Source organism: Bacillus sp. AR2-1 (assembly GCF_008368755.1).
Classification (GTDB): domain Bacteria; phylum Bacillota; class Bacilli; order Bacillales; family Bacillaceae_G; genus Bacillus_A; species Bacillus_A wiedmannii.
In genome coordinates this window covers 382,858-406,671 of sequence record NZ_QORY01000007.1, presented here as the reverse complement: position 1 = coordinate 406,671, position 23,814 = coordinate 382,858, and the positions used below count along the sequence as shown (strand labels likewise).

Annotated in this window: 22 protein-coding genes; 16 read left to right on the top strand and 6 right to left on the bottom strand. The window is 37.4% G+C overall.

Annotation, left to right across the window (positions count from 1 at the left end; translation table 11 throughout):
• Positions 1 to 15: 15 nt before the first annotated feature.
• The gene (gene map / locus DT250_RS08880; RefSeq protein WP_002096176.1) at positions 16 to 810 is read right to left on the bottom strand and encodes a type I methionyl aminopeptidase; all 795 of its coding nucleotides are present in this window, start codon (positions 808 to 810) and stop codon (positions 16 to 18) included.
• Positions 811 to 967: 157 nt separating this feature from the next.
• Here map and DT250_RS08875 point away from each other — a divergent pair, with 157 nt between their 5' ends.
• Genes DT250_RS08875 through DT250_RS08860 form a run of 4 tightly spaced genes read left to right on the top strand, consistent with a single transcriptional unit; the run spans position 968 to position 4,331 of the window.
• Positions 968 to 1,870: an ABC transporter ATP-binding protein gene (locus DT250_RS08875; RefSeq protein WP_149212946.1), complete on the top strand. Its 903-nt coding sequence runs from the start codon at positions 968 to 970 to the stop codon at positions 1,868 to 1,870.
• Positions 1,867 to 2,601 (top strand): ABC transporter permease, encoded by a 735-nt coding sequence (locus DT250_RS08870; protein WP_064470371.1) that lies wholly within the window; start codon positions 1,867 to 1,869, stop codon positions 2,599 to 2,601. Before DT250_RS08875 ends, DT250_RS08870 begins: the two co-directional genes overlap by 4 nt.
• On the top strand, positions 2,602 to 3,732 hold the full coding sequence (locus DT250_RS08865) for a sensor histidine kinase (protein ID WP_097907574.1): 1,131 nt from the start codon (positions 2,602 to 2,604) through the stop codon (positions 3,730 to 3,732).
• Positions 3,729 to 4,331 (top strand): response regulator transcription factor, encoded by a 603-nt coding sequence (locus DT250_RS08860; protein ID WP_000619263.1) that lies wholly within the window; start codon positions 3,729 to 3,731, stop codon positions 4,329 to 4,331. Before DT250_RS08865 ends, DT250_RS08860 begins: the two co-directional genes overlap by 4 nt.
• 12 nt (positions 4,332 to 4,343) lie before the next feature.
• Here the strand turns inward: DT250_RS08860 and DT250_RS08855 are convergent, their stop codons facing one another.
• Positions 4,344 to 4,667, bottom strand: a complete 324-nt coding sequence (locus DT250_RS08855; RefSeq protein ID WP_149212998.1) for a bacillolysin — start codon at positions 4,665 to 4,667, stop codon at positions 4,344 to 4,346.
• A gap of 409 nt (positions 4,668 to 5,076) precedes the next feature.
• Between DT250_RS08855 and plcR the strand changes: the two genes are divergently transcribed.
• Positions 5,077 to 5,934, top strand: a complete 858-nt coding sequence (plcR, locus tag DT250_RS08845; protein ID WP_149212945.1) for a transcriptional regulator PlcR — start codon at positions 5,077 to 5,079, stop codon at positions 5,932 to 5,934.
• Positions 5,935 to 6,021: 87 nt separating this feature from the next.
• Positions 6,022 to 6,168 carry a quorum-sensing peptide PapR gene (locus tag DT250_RS08840; protein ID WP_000734732.1) on the top strand — a complete coding sequence of 49 codons (147 nt, stop codon included), beginning with the start codon at positions 6,022 to 6,024 and terminating at the stop codon, positions 6,166 to 6,168.
• Positions 6,169 to 6,184: 16 nt separating this feature from the next.
• On the opposite strand, the gene DT250_RS08835 is transcribed toward DT250_RS08840, so the two are convergent.
• The 3 genes from DT250_RS08835 to cls all read right to left on the bottom strand — a co-directional run bounded on the left by DT250_RS08835 (position 6,185) and on the right by cls (position 11,171).
• Positions 6,185 to 8,863, bottom strand: a complete 2,679-nt coding sequence (locus DT250_RS08835) for a DUF4084 domain-containing protein (RefSeq protein ID WP_149212944.1) — start codon at positions 8,861 to 8,863, stop codon at positions 6,185 to 6,187.
• A 128-nt stretch (positions 8,864 to 8,991) separates the two neighbouring features.
• Complete coding sequence (gene uvsE, locus DT250_RS08830) at positions 8,992 to 9,945, bottom strand: UV DNA damage repair endonuclease UvsE (RefSeq protein WP_149212997.1); 954 nt, start codon at positions 9,943 to 9,945, stop codon at positions 8,992 to 8,994.
• A 32-nt stretch (positions 9,946 to 9,977) separates the two neighbouring features.
• Positions 9,978 to 11,171: a cardiolipin synthase gene (cls, locus tag DT250_RS08825; protein WP_149212943.1), complete on the bottom strand. Its 1,194-nt coding sequence runs from the start codon at positions 11,169 to 11,171 to the stop codon at positions 9,978 to 9,980.
• Positions 11,172 to 11,524: 353 nt separating this feature from the next.
• Here cls and DT250_RS08820 point away from each other — a divergent pair, with 353 nt between their 5' ends.
• From DT250_RS08820 to pyrG, 8 genes are all read left to right on the top strand, one after another.
• Positions 11,525 to 13,636, top strand: a complete 2,112-nt coding sequence (locus tag DT250_RS08820; RefSeq protein ID WP_149212942.1) for a (Fe-S)-binding protein — start codon at positions 11,525 to 11,527, stop codon at positions 13,634 to 13,636.
• Positions 13,637 to 13,645: 9 nt separating this feature from the next.
• A complete protein-coding gene (locus DT250_RS08815; protein WP_149212941.1) occupies positions 13,646 to 14,929 on the top strand; it encodes an acetyl-CoA C-acetyltransferase in 1,284 nt (427 codons plus the stop codon).
• A 56-nt stretch (positions 14,930 to 14,985) separates the two neighbouring features.
• Positions 14,986 to 15,837: a 3-hydroxybutyryl-CoA dehydrogenase gene (locus DT250_RS08810; protein ID WP_000538863.1), complete on the top strand. Its 852-nt coding sequence runs from the start codon at positions 14,986 to 14,988 to the stop codon at positions 15,835 to 15,837.
• A gap of 72 nt (positions 15,838 to 15,909) precedes the next feature.
• Complete coding sequence (locus DT250_RS08805) at positions 15,910 to 17,040, top strand: acyl-CoA dehydrogenase (RefSeq protein WP_087985984.1); 1,131 nt, start codon at positions 15,910 to 15,912, stop codon at positions 17,038 to 17,040.
• Between the two features lie 21 nt (positions 17,041 to 17,061).
• On the top strand, positions 17,062 to 18,201 hold the full coding sequence (gene acdA / locus DT250_RS08800) for an acyl-CoA dehydrogenase AcdA (RefSeq protein WP_088064870.1): 1,140 nt from the start codon (positions 17,062 to 17,064) through the stop codon (positions 18,199 to 18,201).
• A 66-nt stretch (positions 18,202 to 18,267) separates the two neighbouring features.
• Entirely contained in the window at positions 18,268 to 18,897 is a 630-nt protein-coding gene (locus DT250_RS08795) for a TetR/AcrR family transcriptional regulator (RefSeq protein ID WP_048542708.1), read from the top strand.
• A gap of 154 nt (positions 18,898 to 19,051) precedes the next feature.
• Positions 19,052 to 19,585, top strand: a complete 534-nt coding sequence (gene rpoE / locus DT250_RS08790; protein WP_149212940.1) for a DNA-directed RNA polymerase subunit delta — start codon at positions 19,052 to 19,054, stop codon at positions 19,583 to 19,585.
• A 257-nt stretch (positions 19,586 to 19,842) separates the two neighbouring features.
• Entirely contained in the window at positions 19,843 to 21,450 is a 1,608-nt protein-coding gene (pyrG, locus tag DT250_RS08785) for a CTP synthase (protein ID WP_000170450.1), read from the top strand.
• A 31-nt stretch (positions 21,451 to 21,481) separates the two neighbouring features.
• On the opposite strand, the gene DT250_RS08780 is transcribed toward pyrG, so the two are convergent.
• A complete protein-coding gene (locus tag DT250_RS08780) occupies positions 21,482 to 22,006 on the bottom strand; it encodes a DUF2529 domain-containing protein (protein WP_149212939.1) in 525 nt (174 codons plus the stop codon).
• A 202-nt stretch (positions 22,007 to 22,208) separates the two neighbouring features.
• On the opposite strand from DT250_RS08780, the gene spo0F reads away from it, so the two are divergent.
• A complete protein-coding gene (gene spo0F / locus DT250_RS08775; protein WP_000398593.1) occupies positions 22,209 to 22,577 on the top strand; it encodes a sporulation initiation phosphotransferase Spo0F in 369 nt (122 codons plus the stop codon).
• Between the two features lie 211 nt (positions 22,578 to 22,788).
• The gene (locus DT250_RS08770) at positions 22,789 to 23,646 is read left to right on the top strand and encodes a class II fructose-bisphosphate aldolase (protein ID WP_001131858.1); all 858 of its coding nucleotides are present in this window, start codon (positions 22,789 to 22,791) and stop codon (positions 23,644 to 23,646) included.
• Positions 23,647 to 23,814: the final 168 nt, after the last annotated feature.

Below are 23,814 nucleotides of genomic sequence, written 5' to 3'. Positions count from 1 at the left end.
AGAAGCGGTTCTTTTTTATATTTCTGTTAAGATTATCGGCTCGCCGCGTGTTACGACAACTGTATGTTCACATTGTGCAACAAGGCTTTTATCAGGTGTAACGAATGTCCAACCATCATCGCCACGTTCGATAATGTGATCAGCTTTCATAGAAATGAATGGTTCTACAGCGATAACAAGACCGTCTTTTAGAAGCGCATTATCCATTGGGTCAAAGTAGCTTAAAATGTGGTTTGGTGCTTCGTGTAAGCTAAGACCAATACCGTGACCAGTTAAGTTTTGAATTACATTATATCCATTTTTATGTGCAAAGTTTGAAACAGCACGACCAATTTGGTTTTGTTTGGAACCGGCTTTCACCTTTTTCATTGCTGCCCAAAATGCATCGACCGCTGCTTGGCAAAGCTTTTCTTTTGCTTCATCTTCTCCAAGTACAAATGAAATACCTGTATCTGCATAATAGCCATCAAGTGCAGCAGATACGTCGACATTTACTAAGTCGCCTTCTTTTAATACGCGATCTCCTGGAATACCGTGAGCAACTTCTTCGTTTACACTGATGCAAGTTACACCTGGGAAATCATATTCTTTTTCAGGTGCAGAAATAGCACCATGCTCATCTAATACTTTTTTACCGATCAAATCAAGCTCTTTCGTTGTCATACCTGGCTTCGCTTCTTTTTTCATTTCTTCACGTGCAAGTGCAACGATGCGGCCGATTTTTCGTAAGCCTTCTAAATCTTGTTCATTACGAATAATCATGAAAACCACTGTCCTTCCTCGAATGTATATCTTACCCGATTGTATCATGTTTATTTTCGTCCTGCTACTCGCTTGCGGTATGTGGGCTGATTCCTCTCATAAGGAATACATGACAATTGTCATATCGATGTCATGACGCATCATACTGTTTCCTAAGTTTTCCAACACGTACAATGTAAATATAAGAAACAGCGGGGGTGGAGAGATGGAAAAGATTATAGAAGTAAATGGTGTTTCTAAAACATTTAAATATAAAAAGGCAGTAAATAACGTTTCATTTCATGTGAATAAAGGAGAAATAGTAGCACTACTTGGACCGAATGGTGCAGGGAAAACGACGACGATGTCGATGATGCTTGGATTAAAGGATCCGACGGAAGGAACTGTTTCTATATTTGGAAAGAGTCCCAAGCATAGAGATGTTCGTAATAGCCTCGGTGCGATGCTACAAGAAGTAAGTGTCATTGATAGCATTACAGTAGAAGAGGCAATTGAGTTATTCCGTAGTTATTATACGAATCCGGTAGCGAAAGAAACGTTGCTACAGTTATCAAATTTAGAATCGGAGCGAAAGCAAAGATGTGAGAAATTATCAGGTGGGCAAAAAAGAAGATTAAACTTTGCACTCGCACTTGCAGGAAATCCTGATTTGTTATTTTTAGATGAGCCGACAGTTGGAATGGATATTACGTCTCGAAGAACGTTTTGGGAAACAATTCGAAAGTTAGCAAGTGAAGGGAAAACAATTATTTTAACAACGCACTATTTAGAAGAAGCGGATGCATTGGCGAATCGCATTTTATTATTTGCGAATGGAAAGATTATCGCAGATGGTACACCAGATGAGATGAAGGCGACGATTTCGCGAAAAACAATCAAGTTTTATTCGAAGGAAAGTATTCCTGCAAAATTACTAAAAGAGTTACCGAGCGTAACCGAAGTACAGTCAAACGAAGGGCACTTCACTTTAACAACTGGAGATACAGATGCAACTTTAAAAGCGATTTATCAAAAGAACTTACCTGTAACAGATGTTTCAGTTGAACGTGGAAGTCTTGATGAAGCATTTGAACAGTTTATCGCAAATCAGGAGGAGGGAATCGCATGAGAGCTTTATGGATGCAATGCAAAATAGAAATTTTACGTACGTTTCGTAATAAATTGTTTATCTTTTTCTCATTATTAATGCCAGTTATGTTTTACTACATTTTCACAAATGTTATTCAAGTGCCACAAAACGGAGATGCTTGGAAAGCGCATTATTTAATCTCAATGGCGACTTTTAGTATTGTAGGGACGGCACTTTTTAGTTTCGGTGTAAGGATTTCTCAGGAAAAGGGGCAAGGGTGGACACATTTGTTAAAAATTACACCACTTCCAGAGGGGGCATATATAACAGCCAAAATCATCGCTCAAACTGTAGTGAATGCTTTTTCAATCTTAGTTATCTTTATCGCAGGAATATTAATTAATCATGTCGAGTTAACAGTAGGGCAATGGATTGGCGCTGGATTATGGTTGTTGTTAGGTGTAACACCATTTTTAGCGTTAGGAACAGTAATAGGTTCTATTAAAAAGGCAGATGCAGCAGCGGGTTTAGCGAATATTTTAAATATGAGTCTAGCTGTAATTGGCGGGTTATGGATGCCGATTGAAGTATTCCCAAAAATATTAAGAACGATTGGTGAATGGACACCAACATATCACTTCGGAAGCGGTGCATGGGATATTGTAGCTGGAAAATCAGTTGGTTGGGAAAATATCGCGGTACTAGGAGGTTATTTCCTTATATTTGTTGTAATATCAATATATATAAGAAAAAGACAGGAAGCGGTATAAATGATAGAGAAGAAGAGGATTGAGATTTTTCCGAAACAGATGGGTTTCTTCCCGTATATGTGGCTTGTGTATCTGTTATTTCCAATTTACCATCTAGCACAAGCATCGGGATGGAAGCTTGTAATGGGGAGTGGTATGTTGATACTTTTTGTTATCACATACCGTCAACTTTATTTTGTTAATAAGACTTTCGTTTTATGGGCATGTATGCAAATGATACTCACACTGCTATTTGCTTTTTATTATAATGCCTTCATGATATTCTTTGGTTTTTTCACAGCAAGTGCGATAGGGTTTGCGCCAAATAAGAAAGAGTTTCGAGTGTTGTTAAGTTTGTTAGCTGTAATGCTTGGGATTTTTATATTTGTAAATATGAATCAAATATCAACTACAAGTTTAGTGAATATCGTTCCGATGTTTATTTTAATGCTTATTACGCCATTTGGTATGCGCAACTTTAATCAAAAAAAGATGTTAAGAAATCAATTAAACGAAGCGAATGAGCAAATTAAAGACTTAGTAAAACGTGAAGAGCGGCAGCGGATTGCAAGAGATCTTCATGATACGTTAGGACATACGTTATCACTCATTACTTTAAAAAGTCAGCTCGTGGAGAAGTTAATTGTTAAAAATCCGGAGCGTGCAAGTGCGGAAGCGAAGGAAATTACACAAACATCTCGTACCGCTTTAAAGCAGCTAAGGGAATTAATCTCTGATATGCGTATGATTACAGTGGAAGAAGAGCTTGAGCAAATAAAAGCAATCTTACAAGCTGCTACTATTGAATTAGAAATAAAACAAGAAACGAGTGCAAGTTCGTTATCACCAATTGAACAAAATATTTTAGGAATGTGTTTACGTGAGGCTGTGACGAATGTTGTAAAGCATAGTAAAGCGACGCGTTGCACAGTTTCTGTACTAGAATCACAAGGTGAATTAATTTTGACAGTAGAAGATAATGGAGTTGGTTTAGCAGATCAAAACCATGATGGAAATGGCATTCGTGGTATGAAAGAGCGCATCGCTCTTATTGACGGGTTTGTTGAACTGGGCACAATCAATCCAGGGACACTATTAATAGTAAAAGTACCAGTTGTCATTAGAACAGGAAAAGATGAGGTGAGGGCATGATTCGAATTATTATTGCAGAAGATCAGCGGATGCTTCGTGGTGCATTAGGGGCCCTACTTGATCTAGAAGATGATATTGAAGTAATTGGGCAAGCTGCCAATGGGGAAGAGGCGTTAAAACTAATTGAATCGCTAAAACCTGATGTAAGCATTATGGATATTGAAATGCCAATTCAAAGCGGATTAGATGTTGCGGAAACGTTACAGAAAGAAAAATCAGCATGCAAAGTAATGATTTTAACAACATTTGCGCGCCCTGGATATTTTGAACGAGCAATGAAAGCTGGCGTGCACGGATATTTATTAAAAGATAGCCCAAGTGAAGATTTAGCTGCAGCGATTCGTAATGTAATGAAAGGAAAGCGAGAGATCTCTCAAGATTTAATGTTCGGCTTATGGCAGGAGCAAAATCCGTTATCAGATCGTGAAAAAGAAGTATTGCTACTTGCGAAAGAAGGAAAGACGGCAAATGAAATTGCGAAGGCGCTGTATCTTTCGCCTGGTACAGTACGTAATTATATTTCTGAAGTATTAACGAAGCTTGATGCGAAAAATAGAATTGAGGCAATTACAATTGCGGAAGAAAAGGGATGGATATGAAAAGAAGTTTACCTATGAGTGGTAAACTTCTTTTTTCTTATAAGCAAGTATTTCAATAGAGAGTTTTGTCGCAGTCGCATCGCTCAGAATTTGAAGTATATCGCGTAATTTAGATTTTACTTCATTTTTCGACAAAAAATTTGTTATAGTAAGATTAGGTTGTTGGTCTAAATTTTGGACAATTTTACCACTAACAGTTGTAATTACTCCATTTTTATCTACTTTTACAATAAAATCTTGGCAATATACTTTGTAATTTTTGTAAGTTTGTGCAAGGTGAACTTCGGTTTGATTTTCTTTTGTTTCTTTATTTGTAGGTTGGGAATCTACATTCATTTCAGTTGTCACTCACTCTTGTTGAGCTTTAGCCTCGTTTATCTCACCCTTTAAATACTTTTTCGCCATATATTTTTATATCATTTTGAGGTTGTGTTAATTTTTAAATCGTTAAACTAGGCTGAGCGATTTCAACTTTTACTTCATTTCTAGCTAGTTCTTGGGTGTGAATAGCTTCTGCTGATAAAGGATAAAGAAGACCGAATGTAACGAAAGCATGGGCAAATTTTCTATAATTTATCTATAAAATTACTAGTCTATTATATTATGTGAGATGGATTGTATGAAAAATTTGCCGAATTTTATATATATTATGCATTATTTCATATCAAAAATTGTCGAATTCACATTATGGTAGTGGTATGACAACTTAACAAATTAGATTGTTATAATGGGATGGTGAGTAAGTATGCACGCAGAAAAATTAGGAAGTGAAATTAAGAAGATTAGGGTAATGAGGGGATTAACACAAAAACAGTTATCCGATAACATATGTCATCAATCGGAAGTGAGTCGAATTGAATCGGGCGCGGTATACCCAAGTATGGATATATTACAAGGTATCGCAGCAAAATTACAAGTTCCCATTATTCACTTTTATGAGGTACTTATTTATTCTGATATTGAAAGAAAAAAACAGTTTAAAGATCAAGTCATTATGCTGTGTAAGCAAAAAAAATATAAAGAGATTTATAATAGAGTATGGAATGAGCTAAAAAAGGAAGAATATCATCCTGAATTCCAGCAGTTTCTTCAATGGCAATATCATGTAGCAGCTTACATATTGAAGAAAATCGATTACGAATATTGTATTTTAGAATTAAAAAAATTGTTAAACCAACAATTAGCTGGAATAGACGTATACCAAAATCTCTATATAGAGAATGCAATTGCAAATATTTATGCTGAAAATAATTATTTTAAGAAAAGTATTGAGTTATTTGAAGATATATTAAAACAATTAGAGACATTGCATGATAATGAAGAATTCGACGTGAAGGTAAGATATAATCATGCAAAAGCATTATACTTAGACGAACAATATGAAGAGTCACTTTATCAAGTAAATAAAGCAATTGAAATATCATGCCGAATTAATAGTATGGCATTAATTGGACAGCTATATTATCAAAGAGGCGAATGCCTAGGAAAATTGGGGTATGATGAGGCAGAGATTGAAGATGCATATAAAAAGGCAAGTTTCTTTTTTGATATATTAGAAATGCATGCATATAAAGAAGCGCTCGCAGATAAAATCAGTAGATAGATAACCTAAAAAATGGATATGCATAATTGCATAGGATATGGATAAAATTTCATGATATATTAAAATAAAAAATGTGGGTGATGGAATATGAAGAAACTACTTATTGGTAGCCTATTAACGTTAGCAATGGCATGGGGTATTTCATTAGGTGATACAGCATTAGAGAAAAGCCAAGTAATTTCTCATAATGATCAAGAGGTACAATTAGCTGGAGATCTACCTTTTGAATATTAAAAAACAACCGTCTTACTTAGACGGTTGTTTTTTTGTGGAGTAACATCCAAACGTCTTTACTAGAAACAGGTTTGCTAATAAGGAATCCTTGAATGTGGTTACAGTTTTGTTCATATAAAAACTTCCATTGTTCTTCCGTCTCTACACCTTCTGCAATAACTTCTAAATTTAGTTCTTTAGATAGTGTAATGATGGAGGAGATAATCGCTTCCTCTAAAGGACTATTTGTAATTCCGCAAATAAACTCTCGAGCAATTTTTAATGTGTTGATTGGGTATTTTGTTAAATAAGCTAAAGAACTATAACCAGTTCCAAAGTCATCGATTGAAATTTGAATACCGAGATTTTGAAGCTGTTCTAGTTTGGAAATGACAGATTGATTTTGATTAATTGCGATACTTTCTGTGATTTCGATATCTAGTGCTTCTGATTTTAGTTCGGTTTCTTCTAACACTTTTGAAATAGTAGGGATTAAATCTGCATGGTTAAATTGAACAACAGATAAATTCACACCAACTTTTAAGTGAGAAAACCCCTGATTATGCCATCTTTTTGCCTCTAAGCAAGCCGTACGTAAAATCCAATTTCCAAGTTCAATAATAAATCCGGTTTCCTCCGCTAGAGGAATGAATTGGGCAGGAGACACGATGCCGAGTTTTGGGTGCTTCCAACGAATTAATGCTTCAAAACCGATAATTTGTTTTGTTTTCGTGCTTACTTGTGGCTGATATTCAAGGAAAAATTCATTTTGTTGTAATGCTTTTGCAAGTTCGCCTTCTAAGAATTGAATTTCATTTTGGGCGATACTCATTTCTTTTGAGAAGAAAACAAATCTGTTTTTCCCATTTGCTTTCGCGCGATACATAGCCATATCGGCATTTTTCATTAATTCAGTAACATCGGTTCCGTAATCAGGATACATGGCAATACCGATACTCGGTGTAATAGATAGTTCTTCGTCTTTAATGAAGAATGGTTTGTTTAAAATGGTTAAAATTTGTTCAGCTATAAAAGCAGCACTTTTTTCTGAGTACATATCTGGTAATAGAATTGTAAACTCATCTCCGCCTTGGCGAGCAACGATATCCTTCGAACGCAAGCAACTGCGTAACCTTTTTGCTACTTCAATTAATAATAGATCTCCGACGTCGTGACCAAGTCTATCGTTAATTTTTTTGAATCGATCTAAATCAAGGAACATGACGGCAACATCATTTGCGCTAGTTTGAGCTATATTTAAAATGTTCTTTAAATCTTTTTCAAACTTTCGGCGATTTGGTAATCCAGTCAGTGCATCATGAAAGGCTAAATGTTCTACTTGTTTTTGTTTTTCATATAAAGTTGTAATATCACGTGCTATGCCGAACATCCCAACAACTTCTTTGTTTATGAAAGTAGGGATGAGTGTAACGTGAAGGTAATAATAGTAGCCTTCTTTTTCTTTTGTGCGAACTTCTAAAGTTTGTGGTCTACCTTCTTTTGTTATTTGTAAAGCTTTCTTTAGTAGATCATGGTCTTTTGAGTCAATAAAGTGTAGAAGAGAATAGCTTTCTACTTCACAATAGTAGGCAGTAAATAAGCTTTCACAAGCTGTATTAGATTGTTGGAAAATACCATCCATATTTAAAGAGAAAACGGCATCGGGATGATCTTCGAATAATGATTTATAGCGTTGTTCACTCTTTGATAACGCAGATGCACCCTCTTCTACTTTGCCTTCTAGTTGTGTAGTCAACTGTTCATATGTATCGATTAGTGCTTGATTATCTTTCCACATGTAAAGTTGTCGTAGGAATAATAAGATGAGTGATAATACTAGACCGATTAGCATGAACTTATCATCCCAAGGTTGAATAAGAATAAAGGAAAAAGTAATGATTATACTGAAATAGGGTAATATAAAGCGCACATAATCAAATCGATAATACTTTGTTTTCGTTTCATGCTGCATTGGTTTGTCCAAAATGTATAGTATGGAAGATAAACCAATTAATAAAATTGAAGCAGTATGTACTAAATAAGAGACTTCAGAAGAAGTTTTCATCCCCATGTTTAGTTGGAACAGATGTATATACCCGTATACAAGTATGATAGTAAAACCGATAATTAATGAAATTCTGCTAGCAGAATATTGTTCTCGTCTATATAGGCTAATAACGGCGTAAATTACTAATGCTTGTGCAATAAAGTATCCAATTAAAACCCAGTGATCTGTTGTTAACATACGAAAGCTTGAGAGGTCCAAAATAAAAGTTAAGGTAAAATAAATATTCATAATAACAATAAAGATGCTATCGAATGAAAATTGAGCAAGGCCTCTAATAGAGTAATGTTTTATGAATTTGATAGCAAACCCAGAAAAGAGCAAAATATATTGTATGATGAAAAAGGGCAATGCCTTATATGAGAATATGACTTGATCATATATAGAAAGTGAATGAAGGAATAAAGTTATTTCCATAGTTAGTCCGCATATGCAAGTGCAGAGTAATAAAACCCAAAATAATTTATCACTACGCTTCATTTTCTTAATAGCTTTATATAAGCAATAGCAAGAAAAGAGTGCAGCAAAACAAAATAAGAAGAGAATTCCAATTTCTTTTATATTCAAGTCCTTAGGGATAAGAAATATCCAAAGGGAAAATATAATTATATACATCGTGACAAAGTGTACATATTTTTTTTGATTAATCATATTATGGCTCCGTTTCAATAAAGTTGAATCGCAGGTGGAAAATGCTAATTCCAATCATAGCATATACAATAGGTTGTTTTTTACTATAAAAATTACTTTTTTTGAAAAAAATAGCTCAACATTACAATTTACCATTGTAATGTTGAGCTATTTACTCTTTTTATCCCTCTTATAGAGGATAATTCATGTATTAATTGCAGCATTGCTAAATCTTTCTGTTTACTTTCAATCATAATATCGAAATTATGGTTGATTTTTTTTGCAATGTGTAAGAAAGGCTTAATAAACTCTAAATCAATATATTCAGAGTGAGCCCTAAATTCTTTTTTTGATTTAGGGGAGGAAATGTGAACTTTAGGAGGGACATTTGTATGTGACCAAGTTTCAAAAATTGCAGGGAGTAACACTTCTAGCGGTTCCTCGCAAAGGTTTGCCATGTGATGATGATAATCAAATACGAATGGAATCTTTTCTTTTTGGCAAATCGATAAAGTTTCAGCAGTTGTATATGTTTTATCATCATTTTCAAGCGTCATTTGCTCTTTTATATGTGCAGGAAGTTTTTTTATGTTTTCATGGAAACGTCCAACTGCTTGTTCTTTATTTCCATAGGCACCACCTACATGGATGTTAATATAAGAAGAATCTGCAATTCCTATTGCATCTAATACTTTATAATGATAGGCCATATCTGTAATAGCGTTAGTTGTAATATGTGGCTTGTCGCTTGTAAATAGCGTAAATTGATTTGGATGAAAACTTACTCGCAAATTGTATTCTTTAATTAATGCCCCAATTTTACGCCAAAGCGGTGTAAATGCCCCGATATAATCAAACTCGACTTCGGGATGCGTTGCAAGTGGGACGATGGAAGAAGATAAGCGATATAATGGAATTTCATGCGCTATATTGTAATGAAGAATACGTATTGTATGCTCAAGATTTTGCCGTGTAACATCGTATAATTTATCTTCTCGTTCTTGTTTACTAAGCTTTTGAAAGCTTGTAAATGTCATCGTTTTAGCCGGAGAACAGTCCCAGAGTGCCATTGCATGTGAGACATATCCGAAACGCATAATCATAATGAATACATCTCCTTTATCCATTATCTTTCCTATAGAAAGAAAGCAAGTATCGTTCCTACCCATTCTTTTCCCCTATCAATAAGAGAATGCGGGCTAACATCTTTAAAGGAAAGTAACGACGCATTTTCTAGATCTTCATGGAATTTGTTTTTTACTGTTTGTATAAAATGTTTATCATATAAAAGGCAGTTGATTTCATGGTTAATATATAAACTTCTCATATCAAAGTTTGCAGTTCCAATATCACAAATATAATCATCGACTATAATAACTTTAGCGTGAAAAAACCCTTGTTGAAATGCGTAAATATTACAACCAGCTTGTATTAACTTTCGGCAATATGGGAATTTTGCTTCGCGAACAAGGGCGTGATCCGCTTTTTCTGGAACGAGAACCGTGATTTGGACCCCACGTTTTCGCGCTTTTAATAATGCATTCATAATTTTCTTCCCAGGAATGAAATATGGTGTACCGATAAAGAGTTCTTTTTCCGCACCTTCGATTAAATGTAAAAATGTATTTTGCAAATAGGCACCATCAGTAGGGATAAAACGATGTAGAATGATTCCTGGTTGTTGCTTAGGAAAATAAAGAGGTGAATCTAATAAATTTTGGTTCGTATCGTCGAGCCAATCATGTAAAAATTGCTTTTGTAAATCTTGTATTCCTTCTCCTGTAAGACGTAAATGATAATCGCGCCATAATCCTAATTTTTGATTATGCCCTAAATATTCTTCTCCAATATTAAACCCACCAATATAACCAATTTTCCCGTCAATAACTGTAATTTTTCTATGGTTTCTTTGATTTGCAGAAAAGAACGGAAAAGGAAATTTCACTTTATGACAAAATGAAAAAGAGACGCCGTGTTTTTGTAGGGAACGAATTGCCTCGTTTGATAAATAATGGCTTCCCAATCGATCGAGTAAAAGTCTTACTTCAATTCCTTCCTGTGCCTTATCGATAAGTAACTTTAAAAATTCACGACTGATTTTATCGTTTTTTACAATGAAGAATAAAACGTGCACATGGTGCCTTGCTTGTTGTATATCAGTAAATAAAGCATCATATAAATCTTGCCCGTATGTATAAAGGTGAAAATTACTTTGACGTAAAGGGAAAGTACGAGAGCGCACACGCTTTAAATGAAGAATTCTCCCATATAAAAGGTCAATTGTGATCCAAAGAGTAACGCATATTAACAAGAGAGATAAGAAGAACATAAGTGAATTCCCTCCTTTGCATTCTTTTCGCCTTCATTTTACTGGCTGCCCGGAAAATCCCGATTGGCTTCACCTTATCCCATATTAAGGGGCGGTAAGCCTCCTACTTAAAAATTAGGCTTACTTAAAGGAATCAGGCGAGAGGAAACAACCCCCTACGGATTAAAGTTTCACTTTATAGTTTCACCGAAATAAACAGCTTTATTAAAAAATATGTTGTTGTATAACAAAAAACTGTTGACTGAATGCTCACTCATTATATAATGAAGACAGGGGATAAAATTCAGAAAATTATATGTTTTTGAAGATTCTAAAAAAGAAAGAGGGCTTACAAAGAGAGGGGTAGCATAAAAATGAATAGCTTACTGATCATTAATTGGCTGGCTGCCATTGCTGTTATTGCTTATGCGGGATATTTGTTTGTGTATCTTATACGGACGAGGATGGCCTACATACAGTTAGGAAAAAAGATTGAATTTGACCGTCGTTTTAAAGAGCGTTGGGATCTCCTTAAGGTCAATGTTTTCGGTCAGAAAAAGCTGCTGAAAGATAAGAAGAGCGGCATTATTCACGTTATGTTCTTTTACGGATTTATTCTTGTCCAATTTGGAGCAATTGACTTCGTTTGGAAAGGACTCGCACCAGGATCACATCTTCCACTTGGACCACTATACCCTGCATTTACATTCTTCCAGGAAATTGTCACACTTGTTATTTTAATTGCAGTCTTTTGGGCTTTTCATAGACGTTATGTTGAGAAGCTAGTTCGTTTAAAACGTAATTTCAAATCAGGCCTTGTTCTTATCTTTATTGGTGGCTTAATGATTTCTGTGCTACTCGGTAATGGGATGGGAATTATATGGCACGGCGAGGAGCTTTCATGGAGTGAACCGATCGCTTCTGCAATCGCTTACGTTTTCTCGGGAATAAATGAAACCGCAGCCATTTCTGTGTTCTATTTCTCTTGGTGGGTGCATCTACTAATTTTGTTAACGTTTTTAGTGTATGTTCCACAATCAAAACACGCGCATTTAATTGCGGGACCAGTTAACGTTTTCTTCGGACGTCTTTCAAATCCAGGGAAACTTGAAAAGATTGACTTTGAAGATGAAACGCAAGAAACATTTGGTGTTGGTAAAATCGAAGACTTTAGACAAAATCAGCTTATTGATTTATACGCTTGCGTAGAGTGTGGTCGCTGTACAAATATGTGCCCGGCAACAGGGACAGGGAAAATGTTATCGCCGATGGATTTAATTTTAAAACTTCGCGATCATTTAACTGATAAAGGAGCAGCAGTGACATCAAAAGCACCGTGGGTTCCAGTAGTTGCTTTTAATAATACACAAGGAAATCAGTTAGCGATGATGGCAGCTGGGAAAGGGCAACAAGAATCAGCAGCTACAACGCTTACTTACGATCCGAGTTTAATCGGAGATGTTATTACAGAGGAAGAGATTTGGGCTTGTACAACGTGCCGTAACTGTGAAGATCAGTGTCCGGTTATGAATGAGCATGTTGACAAAATTATTGATTTACGCCGCTATCTCGTTCTAACAGAAGGAAAGATGGACGCGGAAGCGCAGCGTGCGATGACAAATATCGAGCGTCAAGGGAATCCGTGGGGACTGAACCGTAAAGAGCGTGAAACTTGGCGCCAAGGTGATGATGAAGTAACGGTTCCAACTGTAAAAGAAAAATCGAAAGCTGGCGAGGAGTTCGAATATTTATTCTGGGTTGGTTCAATGGGATCATATGATAATCGTAGTCAGAAGATTGCGATATCGTTTGCGAAGTTAATGAACGAAGCAGGCATTTCATTCGCGATACTTGGTAATAAAGAAAAGAATTCTGGAGATACACCGCGACGTCTTGGAAATGAATTTGTCTTCCAAGAGATGGCGACAAAGAATATCGAGGAATTTGAAAAAGCAGGAGTGAAGAAAATCGTTACGATTGATCCTCACGCTTATAACACATTTAAAAATGAGTATCCAGACTTTGGCTTGCAAGCAGAAGTCTATCATCATACAGAATTGTTAGCTCAGTGGGTGAAAGAAGGACGCTTAAAACCTGTTCACGCTATTGAGGAAACAGTTACGTACCATGATTCCTGTTACTTAGGAAGATACAACGAAGTATACGAAGCGCCACGCGATATTTTGAAAGCAATTCCTGGTGTGAATCTTGTAGAAATGGCACGTAACCGTGAAACCGGAATGTGCTGTGGCGCAGGTGGTGGCTTAATGTGGATGGAAGAGACAGCAGGTTCACGTATTAACGTTGCTCGTACAGAACAAGCACTAGCTGTGCAACCATCCATTATCGGTACAGGTTGTCCATATTGCTTAACGATGATTAGCGATGGGACGAAAGCGAAAGAAGTAGAAGAGAAGGTTCAAACTCTTGATGTAACAGAGATTTTAGAACGCTCTGTTATCGGACAGAAGAAAGAAGCGATGTAATCTGCAAGCATGAATACAACTTTAGAGAGAGGTGCAATCATTGCACCTCTTCTCAACGTAAGGACACCGAGCGAGCGCTCGGTGCTAAAAAAAGAGATGGGGGAAATAGATATGAGTAAAACAGTTATTTTAAGTGCTGCAAGAACACCGGTTGGGAAATTTGGAGGATCTTTAAAAGACGTGAAGGCGACAGAACTTGGGGGAATTGCAATTAAAGCAGCGCTTGAGAGAGCAAATGTTTCTGCTAGTGATGTTGAGGAAGTTATATTTGGAACAGTTATTCAAGGGGGACAGGGGCAAATTCCATCGCGCCAAGCTGCGAGGGCTGCTGGAATCCCTTGGGAAGTACAGACGGAAACAGTGAATAAAGTTTGTGCATCAGGGCTTCGTGCGGTTACGTTAGCGGATCAAATTATTCGTACTGGCGATCAATCACTAATTGTAGCTGGTGGTATGGAGTCGATGAGTAACAGTCCTTACATTTTACGAGGTGCAAGATGGGGATACAGAATGGGGAACAACGAAATCATCGATTTAAACGTTGCTGACGGCTTGACATGCGCATTTTCAGGTATACACATGGGTGTTTATGGCGGAGAAGTTGCGAAGGAAGATGGAATCTCTCGCGAAGCGCAAGATGAATGGGCATATCGTAGCCATCAGCGTGCGGTTTCAGCGCATAAAGAAGGACGTTTTGAAGAGGAAATCGTGCCAGTAACGATTCCAAAAAGAAAAGGCGATCCTATTGTCGTTGAAAAAGATGAGGCGCCACGCGCGGATACAACGATTGAAAAATTAGCGAAATTAAAACCTGTATTTGATAAGACGTCGGCAGTGACAGCGGGTAATGCTCCTGGACTAAATGATGGCGGTGCTGCGCTCGTATTAATGAGCGAAGACAGAGCAAAGCAAGAAGGAAGAAAGCCATTAGCGACAATTTTGGCACATACAGCAATTGCAGTGGAGTCTAAAGATTTCCCAAGAACGCCAGGTTATGCAATTAACGAATTGTTGAAAAAAACAGGCAAGACAATTGAAGATATCGATTTATTCGAGATTAATGAAGCATTTGCAGCGGTAGCAATTGCAAGTACAGAGATTGCAGGAATTGACCCAGATAAATTGAATGTAAATGGCGGCGCAGTGGCAATGGGACATCCAATTGGAGCAAGTGGGGCGCGTATTATCGTTACACTTATCCACGCACTGAAGCAGCGCGGCGGCGGAATTGGAATTGCTTCTATTTGTAGCGGTGGCGGTCAAGGTGACGCAATTATGATTGAAGTTTGTTAATTTACGTGTAGGTGATTTTTGATTTATTAACAATTTACATTAAGGGGGAAGAAAGAATGGGTGTACAAAAAATAGTTGTAATTGGTGCAGGACAAATGGGTTCGGGAATCGCACAAGTATGTGCAATGGCAGGATATGATGTGAAGGTACAAGATTTAAAACAAGAGCAATTAGACAGAGGATTGGCTATCATTACGAAAAACTTAGCGCGTCAAGTAGAAAAAGGGCGCATGAAGGAAGAAGAAAAGGAAGCGACGTTAAATCGCCTTACAGTAACGCTTGATTTAGATTGTGTGAAGGAAGCGGATCTTGTTATTGAAGCGGCTGTTGAGAAAATGGACATTAAAAAGAAAATTTTCGCGAATCTAGATGAAATCGCTCCAGAACACGCAATTTTAGCGACGAATACGTCCTCTCTACCAATTACTGAAATTGCAGCAGTAACGAAACGCCCAGAAAAAGTAATCGGCATGCATTTTATGAATCCAGTTCCAGTTATGAAACTTGTTGAAATTATTCGTGGTTTAGCTACAGATGATGAAGTGTACGAAACAATTGAAGATATTACGAAAAAAATCGGGAAAGTGCCAGTTGAAGTAAATGATTTCCCAGGATTTGTATCGAACCGTATTTTATTACCGATGATTAACGAAGCGATCTATACGTTATATGAAGGTGTAGCGACGAAAGAAGCGATTGATGAAGTAATGAAACTAGGTATGAATCATCCGATGGGACCACTTACATTAGCTGATTTTATCGGTTTAGATACATGTTTATACATTATGGAAGTGTTGCATGAAGGATTAGGAGATAGTAAATATCGCCCATGTCCATTATTACGCAAGTATGTGAACGCAGGATGGTTAGGACGTAAAACAGGCCGTGGTTTCTACGTTTACGAATAAAGTCCTCCTTTTATTAAAATAGTGGTCTTACCAAATTATTAAAAAGATATATAGCAAACGGAGGCGGAGTACATGAACTTTCATTTTACTGAAGAGCAACAAATGATGAGGAAAATGGTTCGAGATTTTGCGCAGAAGGAAATAGCTCCCTTTGTTCCTAGTATGGAACAAGGGGTATTCCCGAAAGAGATTTTGCAGAAGATGGGTGAGCTTGGACTAATGGGTATTCCAGCGCCTGCAAAATATGGCGGGGCAGAAATGGATTTTATTTCTTACATTTTAGCAATTGAGGAAATTTCAAAGGTAAGTGCAACGGTTGGTGTAATTTTAGCTGTACATACGTCAGTTGGAATGAACCCGATTTTATATTTTGGAACAGAAGAACAGAAGCAGAAATATGTTTCTAAACTTGCGACTGGTGAATATTTAGGTGCATTTGCATTAACAGAACCAAATGCAGGCTCAGATGCAGGGAGTTTGAAATCAAGAGCTGTAAAGAAAGGCGATCACTACATTATTAATGGATCGAAAGTGTTTATTACAAATGGCGGTGAAGCAAGTACATACATTGTATTCGCTTCTACAAATCCAGAGGCAGGAAAAAGTGGGATTTCTGCATTTATAGTAGAGAAAGATACACCAGGCTTAGTTATCGGCAAAGATGAGCATAAAATGGGACTTCTTGGTTCTCGCACGGTACAACTTACGTTTGAAGATATGAAAGTGCCGGCCGAGAATTTACTTGGTGAAGAAGGACAAGGATTTAAGGTGGCAATGGCGAATTTAGATGTTGGACGAATTGGAATCGGAGCGCAGGCATTAGGAATCGCGGAAGCGGCGCTTGCATGTGCGATTGATTATGCGAAAGAGCGTGAGCAATTCGGCAAGCCAATTGCGGCGCAGCAAGGAATCGGATTCAAACTTGCAGATATGGCGACTAGTGTAGAAGCAGCGCGATTACTTGTATACAGAGCGGCATCGCTAAGAGCGCAAGGATTACCATGCGGTAAAGAAGCTTCTATTGCGAAATTATTCGCTTCTAAGACGGCTGTTGAAGTTGCGATTGAAGCGGTGCAAGTATTTGGTGGTTACGGTTATACGAAAGACTATCCAGTAGAACGATTTTTCCGTGATGCGAAAATCACGCAAATATATGAAGGAACGAGTGAGATACAGAAACTTGTTATTAGTCGAGCTTTATAAAAGGACAAGGGGGAGACGGGAATGCATTTTAAACTATCAGAAGAACATGAAATGATAAGAAAAATGGTTCGGGATTTTGCTAAGAACGAAGTAGCACCGACGGCAGCTGAGCGTGATGAAGAAGAGAGATTTGATCGTGCACTATTTGATCAAATGGCAGAGCTTGGTTTAACCGGCATTCCGTGGCCTGAAGAATACGGCGGAATTGGAAGCGATTACTTAGCGTATGTAATTGCTATCGAAGAATTATCTCGTGTTTGTGCTTCAACAGGTGTAACGCTGTCTGCACACACTTCACTTGCTGGTTGGCCAATTTTTAAATTTGGAACGGAAGAACAAAAGCAAAAGTTTTTACGACCGATGGCAGAAGGAGCGAAAATTGGCGCATACGGTTTAACGGAACCAAGTTCTGGTTCAGATGCTGGCGGAATGAGGACAACTGCGAAACGAGATGGAGACCATTACATTTTAAATGGATCGAAAATCTTTATTACAAATGGCGGTATTGCTGATATTTATGTTGTTTTTGCGTTAACTGATCCCGAATCGAAGCAGCGTGGTACGAGCGCGTTTATTGTGGAAAGTGATACACCAGGATTTTCAGTTGGGAAGAAGGAAAGCAAGTTAGGGATTCGCTCTTCACCAACAACTGAAATTATGTTCGAAGATTGCCGTATTCCTGTAGAGAACCTACTAGGGGAAGAGGGGCAAGGATTTAAAGTTGCGATGCAAACATTAGATGGCGGCCGTAATGGTATTGCCGCGCAAGCAGTCGGTATTGCGCAAGGGGCTTTAGATGCTTCTGTAGAGTATGCAAGAGAGCGTCATCAGTTTGGGAAACCAATTGCGGCGCAGCAAGGAATTGGCTTTAAACTTGCAGATATGGCAACGGATGTGGAGGCGGCGCGTCTTCTAACATACCAAGCGGCTTGGCTTGAATCGGAAGGGCTTCCGTATGGGAAAGAGTCAGCGATGTCAAAGGTATTTGCAGGCGATACAGCGATGAAGGTGACGACTGAAGCGGTACAAGTATTTGGTGGTTACGGTTATACGAAAGATTATCCAGTAGAGCGTTATATGCGCGATGCAAAGATTACACAAATATATGAGGGAACACAAGAGATTCAAAGGCTTGTAATTTCTCGTATGTTAACGAAGTAGGAGCAAAGGCGTAGGTATTTTCCTACGCTTTTTCCTTCCAAAAAATAATAGAGAGAGGTGAAGGGGATGGTTAAACATAATGTACATGCGTCCGTGAAAGATGAAAAATTAGTTGCGTTAAGACGTGAACAAATGATTAAAGGTGCGGTGCAATTGTTTAAGCAAAAAGGGTTCCCACGTACAACAACGAGAGAGATTGCGAAGGCGGCTGGGTTTAGTATTGGAACACTTTATGAGTATATTCGTACAAAAGATGATGTTTTATATTTAGTTTGTGATAGTATTTATGAACATGTAAAAGAAAGATTAGAGGAAGTAGTGTGTACAGAGAAGGGAAGTATAGAAAGCTTAAAGATAGCGATAAAGAATTATTTTAAAGTGATGGATGAATTGCAAGAAGAAGTATTAATTATGTATCAAGAGGTACGTTTTTTACCGAAAGAATCACTCCCATATGTATTAGAAAAAGAGTTTCAAATGGTCGGAATGTTTGAGAATATTTTAGAGCAGTGTACAGAAAATGGGACATTTACATTAAATAAAAAAGAGATACAGCTTCTTGCACATAACATTTTCATACAAGGACAAATGTGGGGATTTAGACGTTGGGCCCTGCAAAAACTGTATACGCTTGAAGAATATACAGAAATGCAAATTAGGTATGTACTGCAAGGAGCGCATATGTTTCCGAAATAAGGAATAGACAAATTATAATTTTATTATCATATTAAAGTTTCCCGTTTTTTTTGTAGCATATTTGTGCGACTTTTGTTTATAATGAATAGTATGGATTTTTTTAAGCAGACCGTTATATATAAGGTTATATTTGAAGAAAGGAAGTGCCGCATAAGTGAATTTTAAGCAATATTCACCAGAAGAGCTAAAAGAATGTTCAATGATTGAAGTTGTACATAGCGTTTTAGGGGATAAAAGACAAGCAACGACATTCAACGAGTTGGTTCGAGAAATCGCTCAAGTGCTGGGACTATCTCAAGAGCAAGTTAATGCGAAACTCGCACAATTTTATACAGATTTAAACATCGATGGACGTTTCATTAATTTAGGAGAAAATCGTTGGGGACTACGTAGCTGGTACCCATATGAGCAAATTGATGAAGAAATCTTACCTCAGCCAAAACCGAAGAAGAAACGTAAAGTTGAAGAGGACGGTTTTGACGACTACATCGAAGAAGATGAAGACTTCGACGATGCAGACGCAAATGAAGAAGAGGTAGAAGATTTGGACAAGGTTCTTGAAGAAGAAGACGGAGACGACGATGATCTTGATGATTTAGATGAAGATGATGACGATGATTTCGCCGAAGAAGAACTTGAGTACGATGAAGCTGAAGCTGAAGCTGAAGAAGAAGAGGAAGAACTGTAGTTCTTGACTTTTCATTATCGTCCATGTAGAATCATTTTTGGGCTCTTTAAAAAAGGACGATAATACTTTTAAAGTGTAAATATAAAAGAAAATTGCTCCCTACTTATTACTTTATGTGATGAGGGGAGCAATTTTCTTTTTTGTTTTTTGTTTAGAAAATAAAAAGAGTCTAACAATAAGATGGATACAGTGTTATCTACATACGTTGCGCTTTGCAACGGTGATTATATAACAGCAAAATAGGAGGGAGCTTTTTCATGACTAAGTATATTTTTGTAACAGGCGGTGTAGTATCGTCTTTAGGAAAAGGTATTACAGCAGCATCTCTTGGAAGACTTTTAAAAAATCGTGGTTTAAACGTAACGATTCAAAAGTTTGATCCATACATTAACGTAGACCCAGGGACTATGAGCCCATACCAACACGGTGAGGTATTCGTAACAGATGATGGTGCAGAAACTGATTTAGACCTTGGTCACTATGAGCGTTTCATCGACATCAACTTAAACAAATACAGCAACGTAACAACAGGTAAAATTTACTCTTCAGTTCTTCAAAAAGAGCGTCGTGGTGAATACCTAGGAGGAACAGTTCAGGTTATTCCTCACATTACTAACGAAATTAAAGAGCGTGTATACCGTTCTGGTCGCGAAACAAACGCGGACGTTGTTATTACAGAAATTGGTGGAACTGTTGGTGACATCGAGTCTCTACCATTCTTAGAAGCAATCCGTCAAATTAAGAGCGACATCGGTCGTGACAATGTAATGTACATTCACTGTACGTTAATCCCGTACTTAAAAGCAGCGGGTGAAATGAAAACAAAACCAACGCAACATAGCGTTAAAGAGCTTCGCAGCTTAGGTATTCAACCAAATATTATCGTTGTTCGTACAGAATTGCCTGTTTCTCAAGATATGAAAGACAAGCTTGCATTATTCTGTGACATTGATACAAAAGCAGTTATCGAAGCACGCGATGCAGATACTTTATATGCGGTTCCATTATCTCTTCAAGAGCAAAATATGGACCAAATCGTTTGCGATCACTTAAAATTAGACAATCCAGCTGCAGATATGACAGAGTGGACTGCGCTAGTTAATAAAGTACGTAACCTTTCTAAGAAAACAAAAATTGCTCTTGTTGGTAAATACGTAGAGCTTCAAGATGCATATATTTCTGTTGTAGAAGCACTTCGTCATGCGGGTTATTCATTCGACACAGATGTAGAAGTGAAATGGGTAAACGCTGAGCACGTAACACCAGAGAACGTACAAGAACTAGTTGGTGACACAGATGGTATCCTTGTACCTGGTGGATTCGGCGATCGTGGTGTAGAAGGTAAAATCGTTGCAATTCAATATGCTCGTGAAAACAAAGTTCCATTCTTAGGAATTTGCCTAGGGATGCAACTTGCATCAATCGAATTCGCACGTAACGTATTAGGATTAGAAGGAGCTAACTCTTCTGAAATTAATCCTGACACACCTTATGCAATCATTGACTTATTACCAGAACAAAAAGATGTAGAAGACTTAGGTGGCACACTTCGTCTTGGTCTATACCCATGTAAGCTTGCTGAAGAAACAAATGCTTACAATGCTTACAACGAGCCGGTTGTATATGAGCGTCATCGTCATCGTTATGAGTTCAACAATCAATTCCGTCCGGATATGGAAAAAGCAGGATTTGTATTCTCTGGTACAAGCCCAGACGGTCGTCTAGTTGAAATCATTGAATTAAAAGACCACCCTTGGTTCGTGGCAGCACAGTTCCATCCAGAACTTGTATCTCGTCCAAACCGTCCACAACCATTGTTCCATGACTTCGTAAGTGCTTCTATTACGAATAAAGAGAGCAAGTAATAAAAAAAGCGCCTGAAATAGGGCGCTTTTTTTAATATTCATTTAACATTTCATCGATTGTAAATTTGATCCCATGATATGCAAATAAAGCTATCATTAAACTTGGGAATCCGTAGCGATTGCCTTCATCGTCTGGAATAAGGCCTTTTAACAGCTTAGTATCAATATGTACATCTGTATATTGTTCTAGTGATTCAGTACCTTCTTGAATAGCAGAGATGCCGACAATAGAGTGTCCATCAGCTTGAAGTTTTTTTGCCATTGCTACAACTTCTTCATCTGTTGAAAAACGGCTAATAAGAAGTACACGGTCTGCAGAAGTTACTTCTACTTCTTTACTATTTTCAAATAATCGTTTTGCTTGCTTCATTGGCTCAGCACCGAATAATGCTTCAGCGACAACGCCCTCCATTTCATTTGTACCATGTAAATAAATGAAACCGTCGCCAACTAATGCTTGAGCAAGTAGACGGGCGCTATCTTCTATATTCATTTCTTCTCTTTGAGAAACTCTGGAGAAATAACCACTTAATTGAGTTGAAAAAATTTTTAACATAATGTTACTCCCTTTCGTACGTGTTTACCGGCTTTCATTATAGTTTATTTTTTTAGAAAGGTGAAATCGAAGGGTAGCATAACAAAATAGGAAACGGTAAAATAAGAAAGAATAGGAAGGAATTTGCCAAAGAATAGCGAAAATTAATCGTTAAGATATAAGAAGCTTTAAATCTTGTATTTACACAGAAAGGTTGGGAGTTATGGAAGGTAAAATTTTAATCGTTGATGATCAATATGGCATTCGTGTGCTATTACATGAAGTGTTCCAAAAAGAAGGTTATCAGACATTCCAAGCAGCGAATGGATTTCAAGCTTTAGATATCGTGAAAAAAGATAATCCAGATTTAGTAGTGTTAGATATGAAAATTCCAGGTATGGATGGTATAGAGATTTTAAAACATGTAAAGGAAATTGATGAGAGTATTAAAGTAATTTTAATGACTGCTTATGGAGAGCTTGATATGATCCAAGAAGCGAAAGATTTAGGAGCTTTAATGCACTTTGCTAAACCGTTTGATATTGATGAGATTCGTCAAGCGGTGAGAGAACAGCTTGCTGTAGAGGCGTAAAAAATGAATTTTTTATAAAAAATATGGAAAAAAGCGTTTACATGGACTATTGAGCAGGTGAATACGGTTGAGTTTTTGAGTACAAGTTGTTATCCTATTGAGTGTAGAAAAAAGTCCGGTATGTAAATATACATATTTTACCTTATTCTGGTCATACTACCAGCGATAAGAACTTATCGGATACAAAAAACGTTTTTTAGGAGGATTCACCATGCCTTTAGTTTCTATGAAAGAAATGCTAAACACAGCACTAGAAGGAAAATACGCAGTTGGTCAATTCAACATGAACAACTTAGAGTGGACTCAAGCTATCTTAGCTGCTGCGGAAGAAGAAAAGTCTCCTGTAATCCTAGGTGTATCTGAGGGTGCAGCTCGTCATATGACTGGTTTCAAAACAGTTGTAGCTATGGTTAAAGCTTTAATCGAAGAAATGAACATCACTGTTCCTGTAGCGATTCACCTTGACCATGGTTCAAGCTTCGAAAAATGTAAAGAAGCAATCGATGCAGGTTTCACATCTGTAATGATCGACGCTTCTCACCACCCATTCGAAGAAAACGTTGAAACTACTAAAAAAGTAGTAGAATACGCACACGCTCGTAACGTATCTGTTGAAGCTGAGCTTGGAACAGTTGGCGGACAAGAAGACGACATCATCGCTGAAGGCGTAATTTACGCTGATCCAGCAGAGTGTAAGCACCTTGTTGAAGCAACAGGTATTGATTGCCTAGCTCCAGCTTTAGGTTCTGTACACGGTCCTTACAAAGGTGAGCCTAACTTAGGATTCGCTGAAATGGAACAAGTTCGTGACTTCACTGGCGTACCTTTAGTATTACACGGTGGTACTGGTATCCCAACTGCTGATATCGTAAAAGCTATTTCTTTAGGTACTTCAAAAATTAACGTAAACACTGAGAACCAAATTGAGTTTACAAAAGCTGTTCGTGAAGCATTAAGCAAAGACCAAGAAGTTTACGATCCTCGTAAATATATTGGACCTGGCCGCGACGCTATTAAAGCAACTGTTGCTGGTAAAATGCGTGAATTCGGTTCTAACGGTAAAGCGTAAGAATAAAATTCCGTTTTGGAAACCGTCTAGTCTTTTAGACGGTTTCCTTTCGTTGTATAATGAAAGCGTGAACAAGTCTAAAGATTTTTATCATTTTGTTTTTGAAATAGAAAATAATGTGCATAGTCCTATTAATAAATGTGATAATGTATCTAAATTGATAATGTA

Bases quoted from the DNA above. Each gene is read 5' to 3' on its own strand.
- map (WP_002096176.1), bottom strand. From the start codon at position 810: ATGATACAATCGGGTAAGATATACATTCGAGGAAGGACAGTGGTTTTC.
- DT250_RS08875 (WP_149212946.1), top strand. From the start codon at position 968: ATGGAAAAGATTATAGAAGTAAATGGTGTTTCTAAAACATTTAAATAT.
- DT250_RS08870 (WP_064470371.1), top strand. From the start codon at position 1,867: ATGAGAGCTTTATGGATGCAATGCAAAATAGAAATTTTACGTACGTTT.
- DT250_RS08865 (WP_097907574.1), top strand. From the start codon at position 2,602: ATGATAGAGAAGAAGAGGATTGAGATTTTTCCGAAACAGATGGGTTTC.
- DT250_RS08860 (WP_000619263.1), top strand. From the start codon at position 3,729: ATGATTCGAATTATTATTGCAGAAGATCAGCGGATGCTTCGTGGTGCA.
- DT250_RS08855 (WP_149212998.1), bottom strand. From the start codon at position 4,667: ATGAATGTAGATTCCCAACCTACAAATAAAGAAACAAAAGAAAATCAA.
- plcR (WP_149212945.1), top strand. From the start codon at position 5,077: ATGCACGCAGAAAAATTAGGAAGTGAAATTAAGAAGATTAGGGTAATG.
- DT250_RS08840 (WP_000734732.1), top strand. From the start codon at position 6,022: ATGAAGAAACTACTTATTGGTAGCCTATTAACGTTAGCAATGGCATGG.
- DT250_RS08835 (WP_149212944.1), bottom strand. From the start codon at position 8,863: ATGATTAATCAAAAAAAATATGTACACTTTGTCACGATGTATATAATT.
- uvsE (WP_149212997.1), bottom strand. From the start codon at position 9,945: ATGATTATGCGTTTCGGATATGTCTCACATGCAATGGCACTCTGGGAC.
- cls (WP_149212943.1), bottom strand. From the start codon at position 11,171: ATGTTCTTCTTATCTCTCTTGTTAATATGCGTTACTCTTTGGATCACA.
- DT250_RS08820 (WP_149212942.1), top strand. From the start codon at position 11,525: ATGAATAGCTTACTGATCATTAATTGGCTGGCTGCCATTGCTGTTATT.
- DT250_RS08815 (WP_149212941.1), top strand. From the start codon at position 13,646: ATGAATACAACTTTAGAGAGAGGTGCAATCATTGCACCTCTTCTCAAC.
- DT250_RS08810 (WP_000538863.1), top strand. From the start codon at position 14,986: ATGGGTGTACAAAAAATAGTTGTAATTGGTGCAGGACAAATGGGTTCG.
- DT250_RS08805 (WP_087985984.1), top strand. From the start codon at position 15,910: ATGAACTTTCATTTTACTGAAGAGCAACAAATGATGAGGAAAATGGTT.
- acdA (WP_088064870.1), top strand. From the start codon at position 17,062: ATGCATTTTAAACTATCAGAAGAACATGAAATGATAAGAAAAATGGTT.
- DT250_RS08795 (WP_048542708.1), top strand. From the start codon at position 18,268: ATGGTTAAACATAATGTACATGCGTCCGTGAAAGATGAAAAATTAGTT.
- pyrG (WP_000170450.1), top strand. From the start codon at position 19,843: ATGACTAAGTATATTTTTGTAACAGGCGGTGTAGTATCGTCTTTAGGA.
- DT250_RS08780 (WP_149212939.1), bottom strand. From the start codon at position 22,006: ATGTTAAAAATTTTTTCAACTCAATTAAGTGGTTATTTCTCCAGAGTT.
- spo0F (WP_000398593.1), top strand. From the start codon at position 22,209: ATGGAAGGTAAAATTTTAATCGTTGATGATCAATATGGCATTCGTGTG.
- DT250_RS08770 (WP_001131858.1), top strand. From the start codon at position 22,789: ATGCCTTTAGTTTCTATGAAAGAAATGCTAAACACAGCACTAGAAGGA.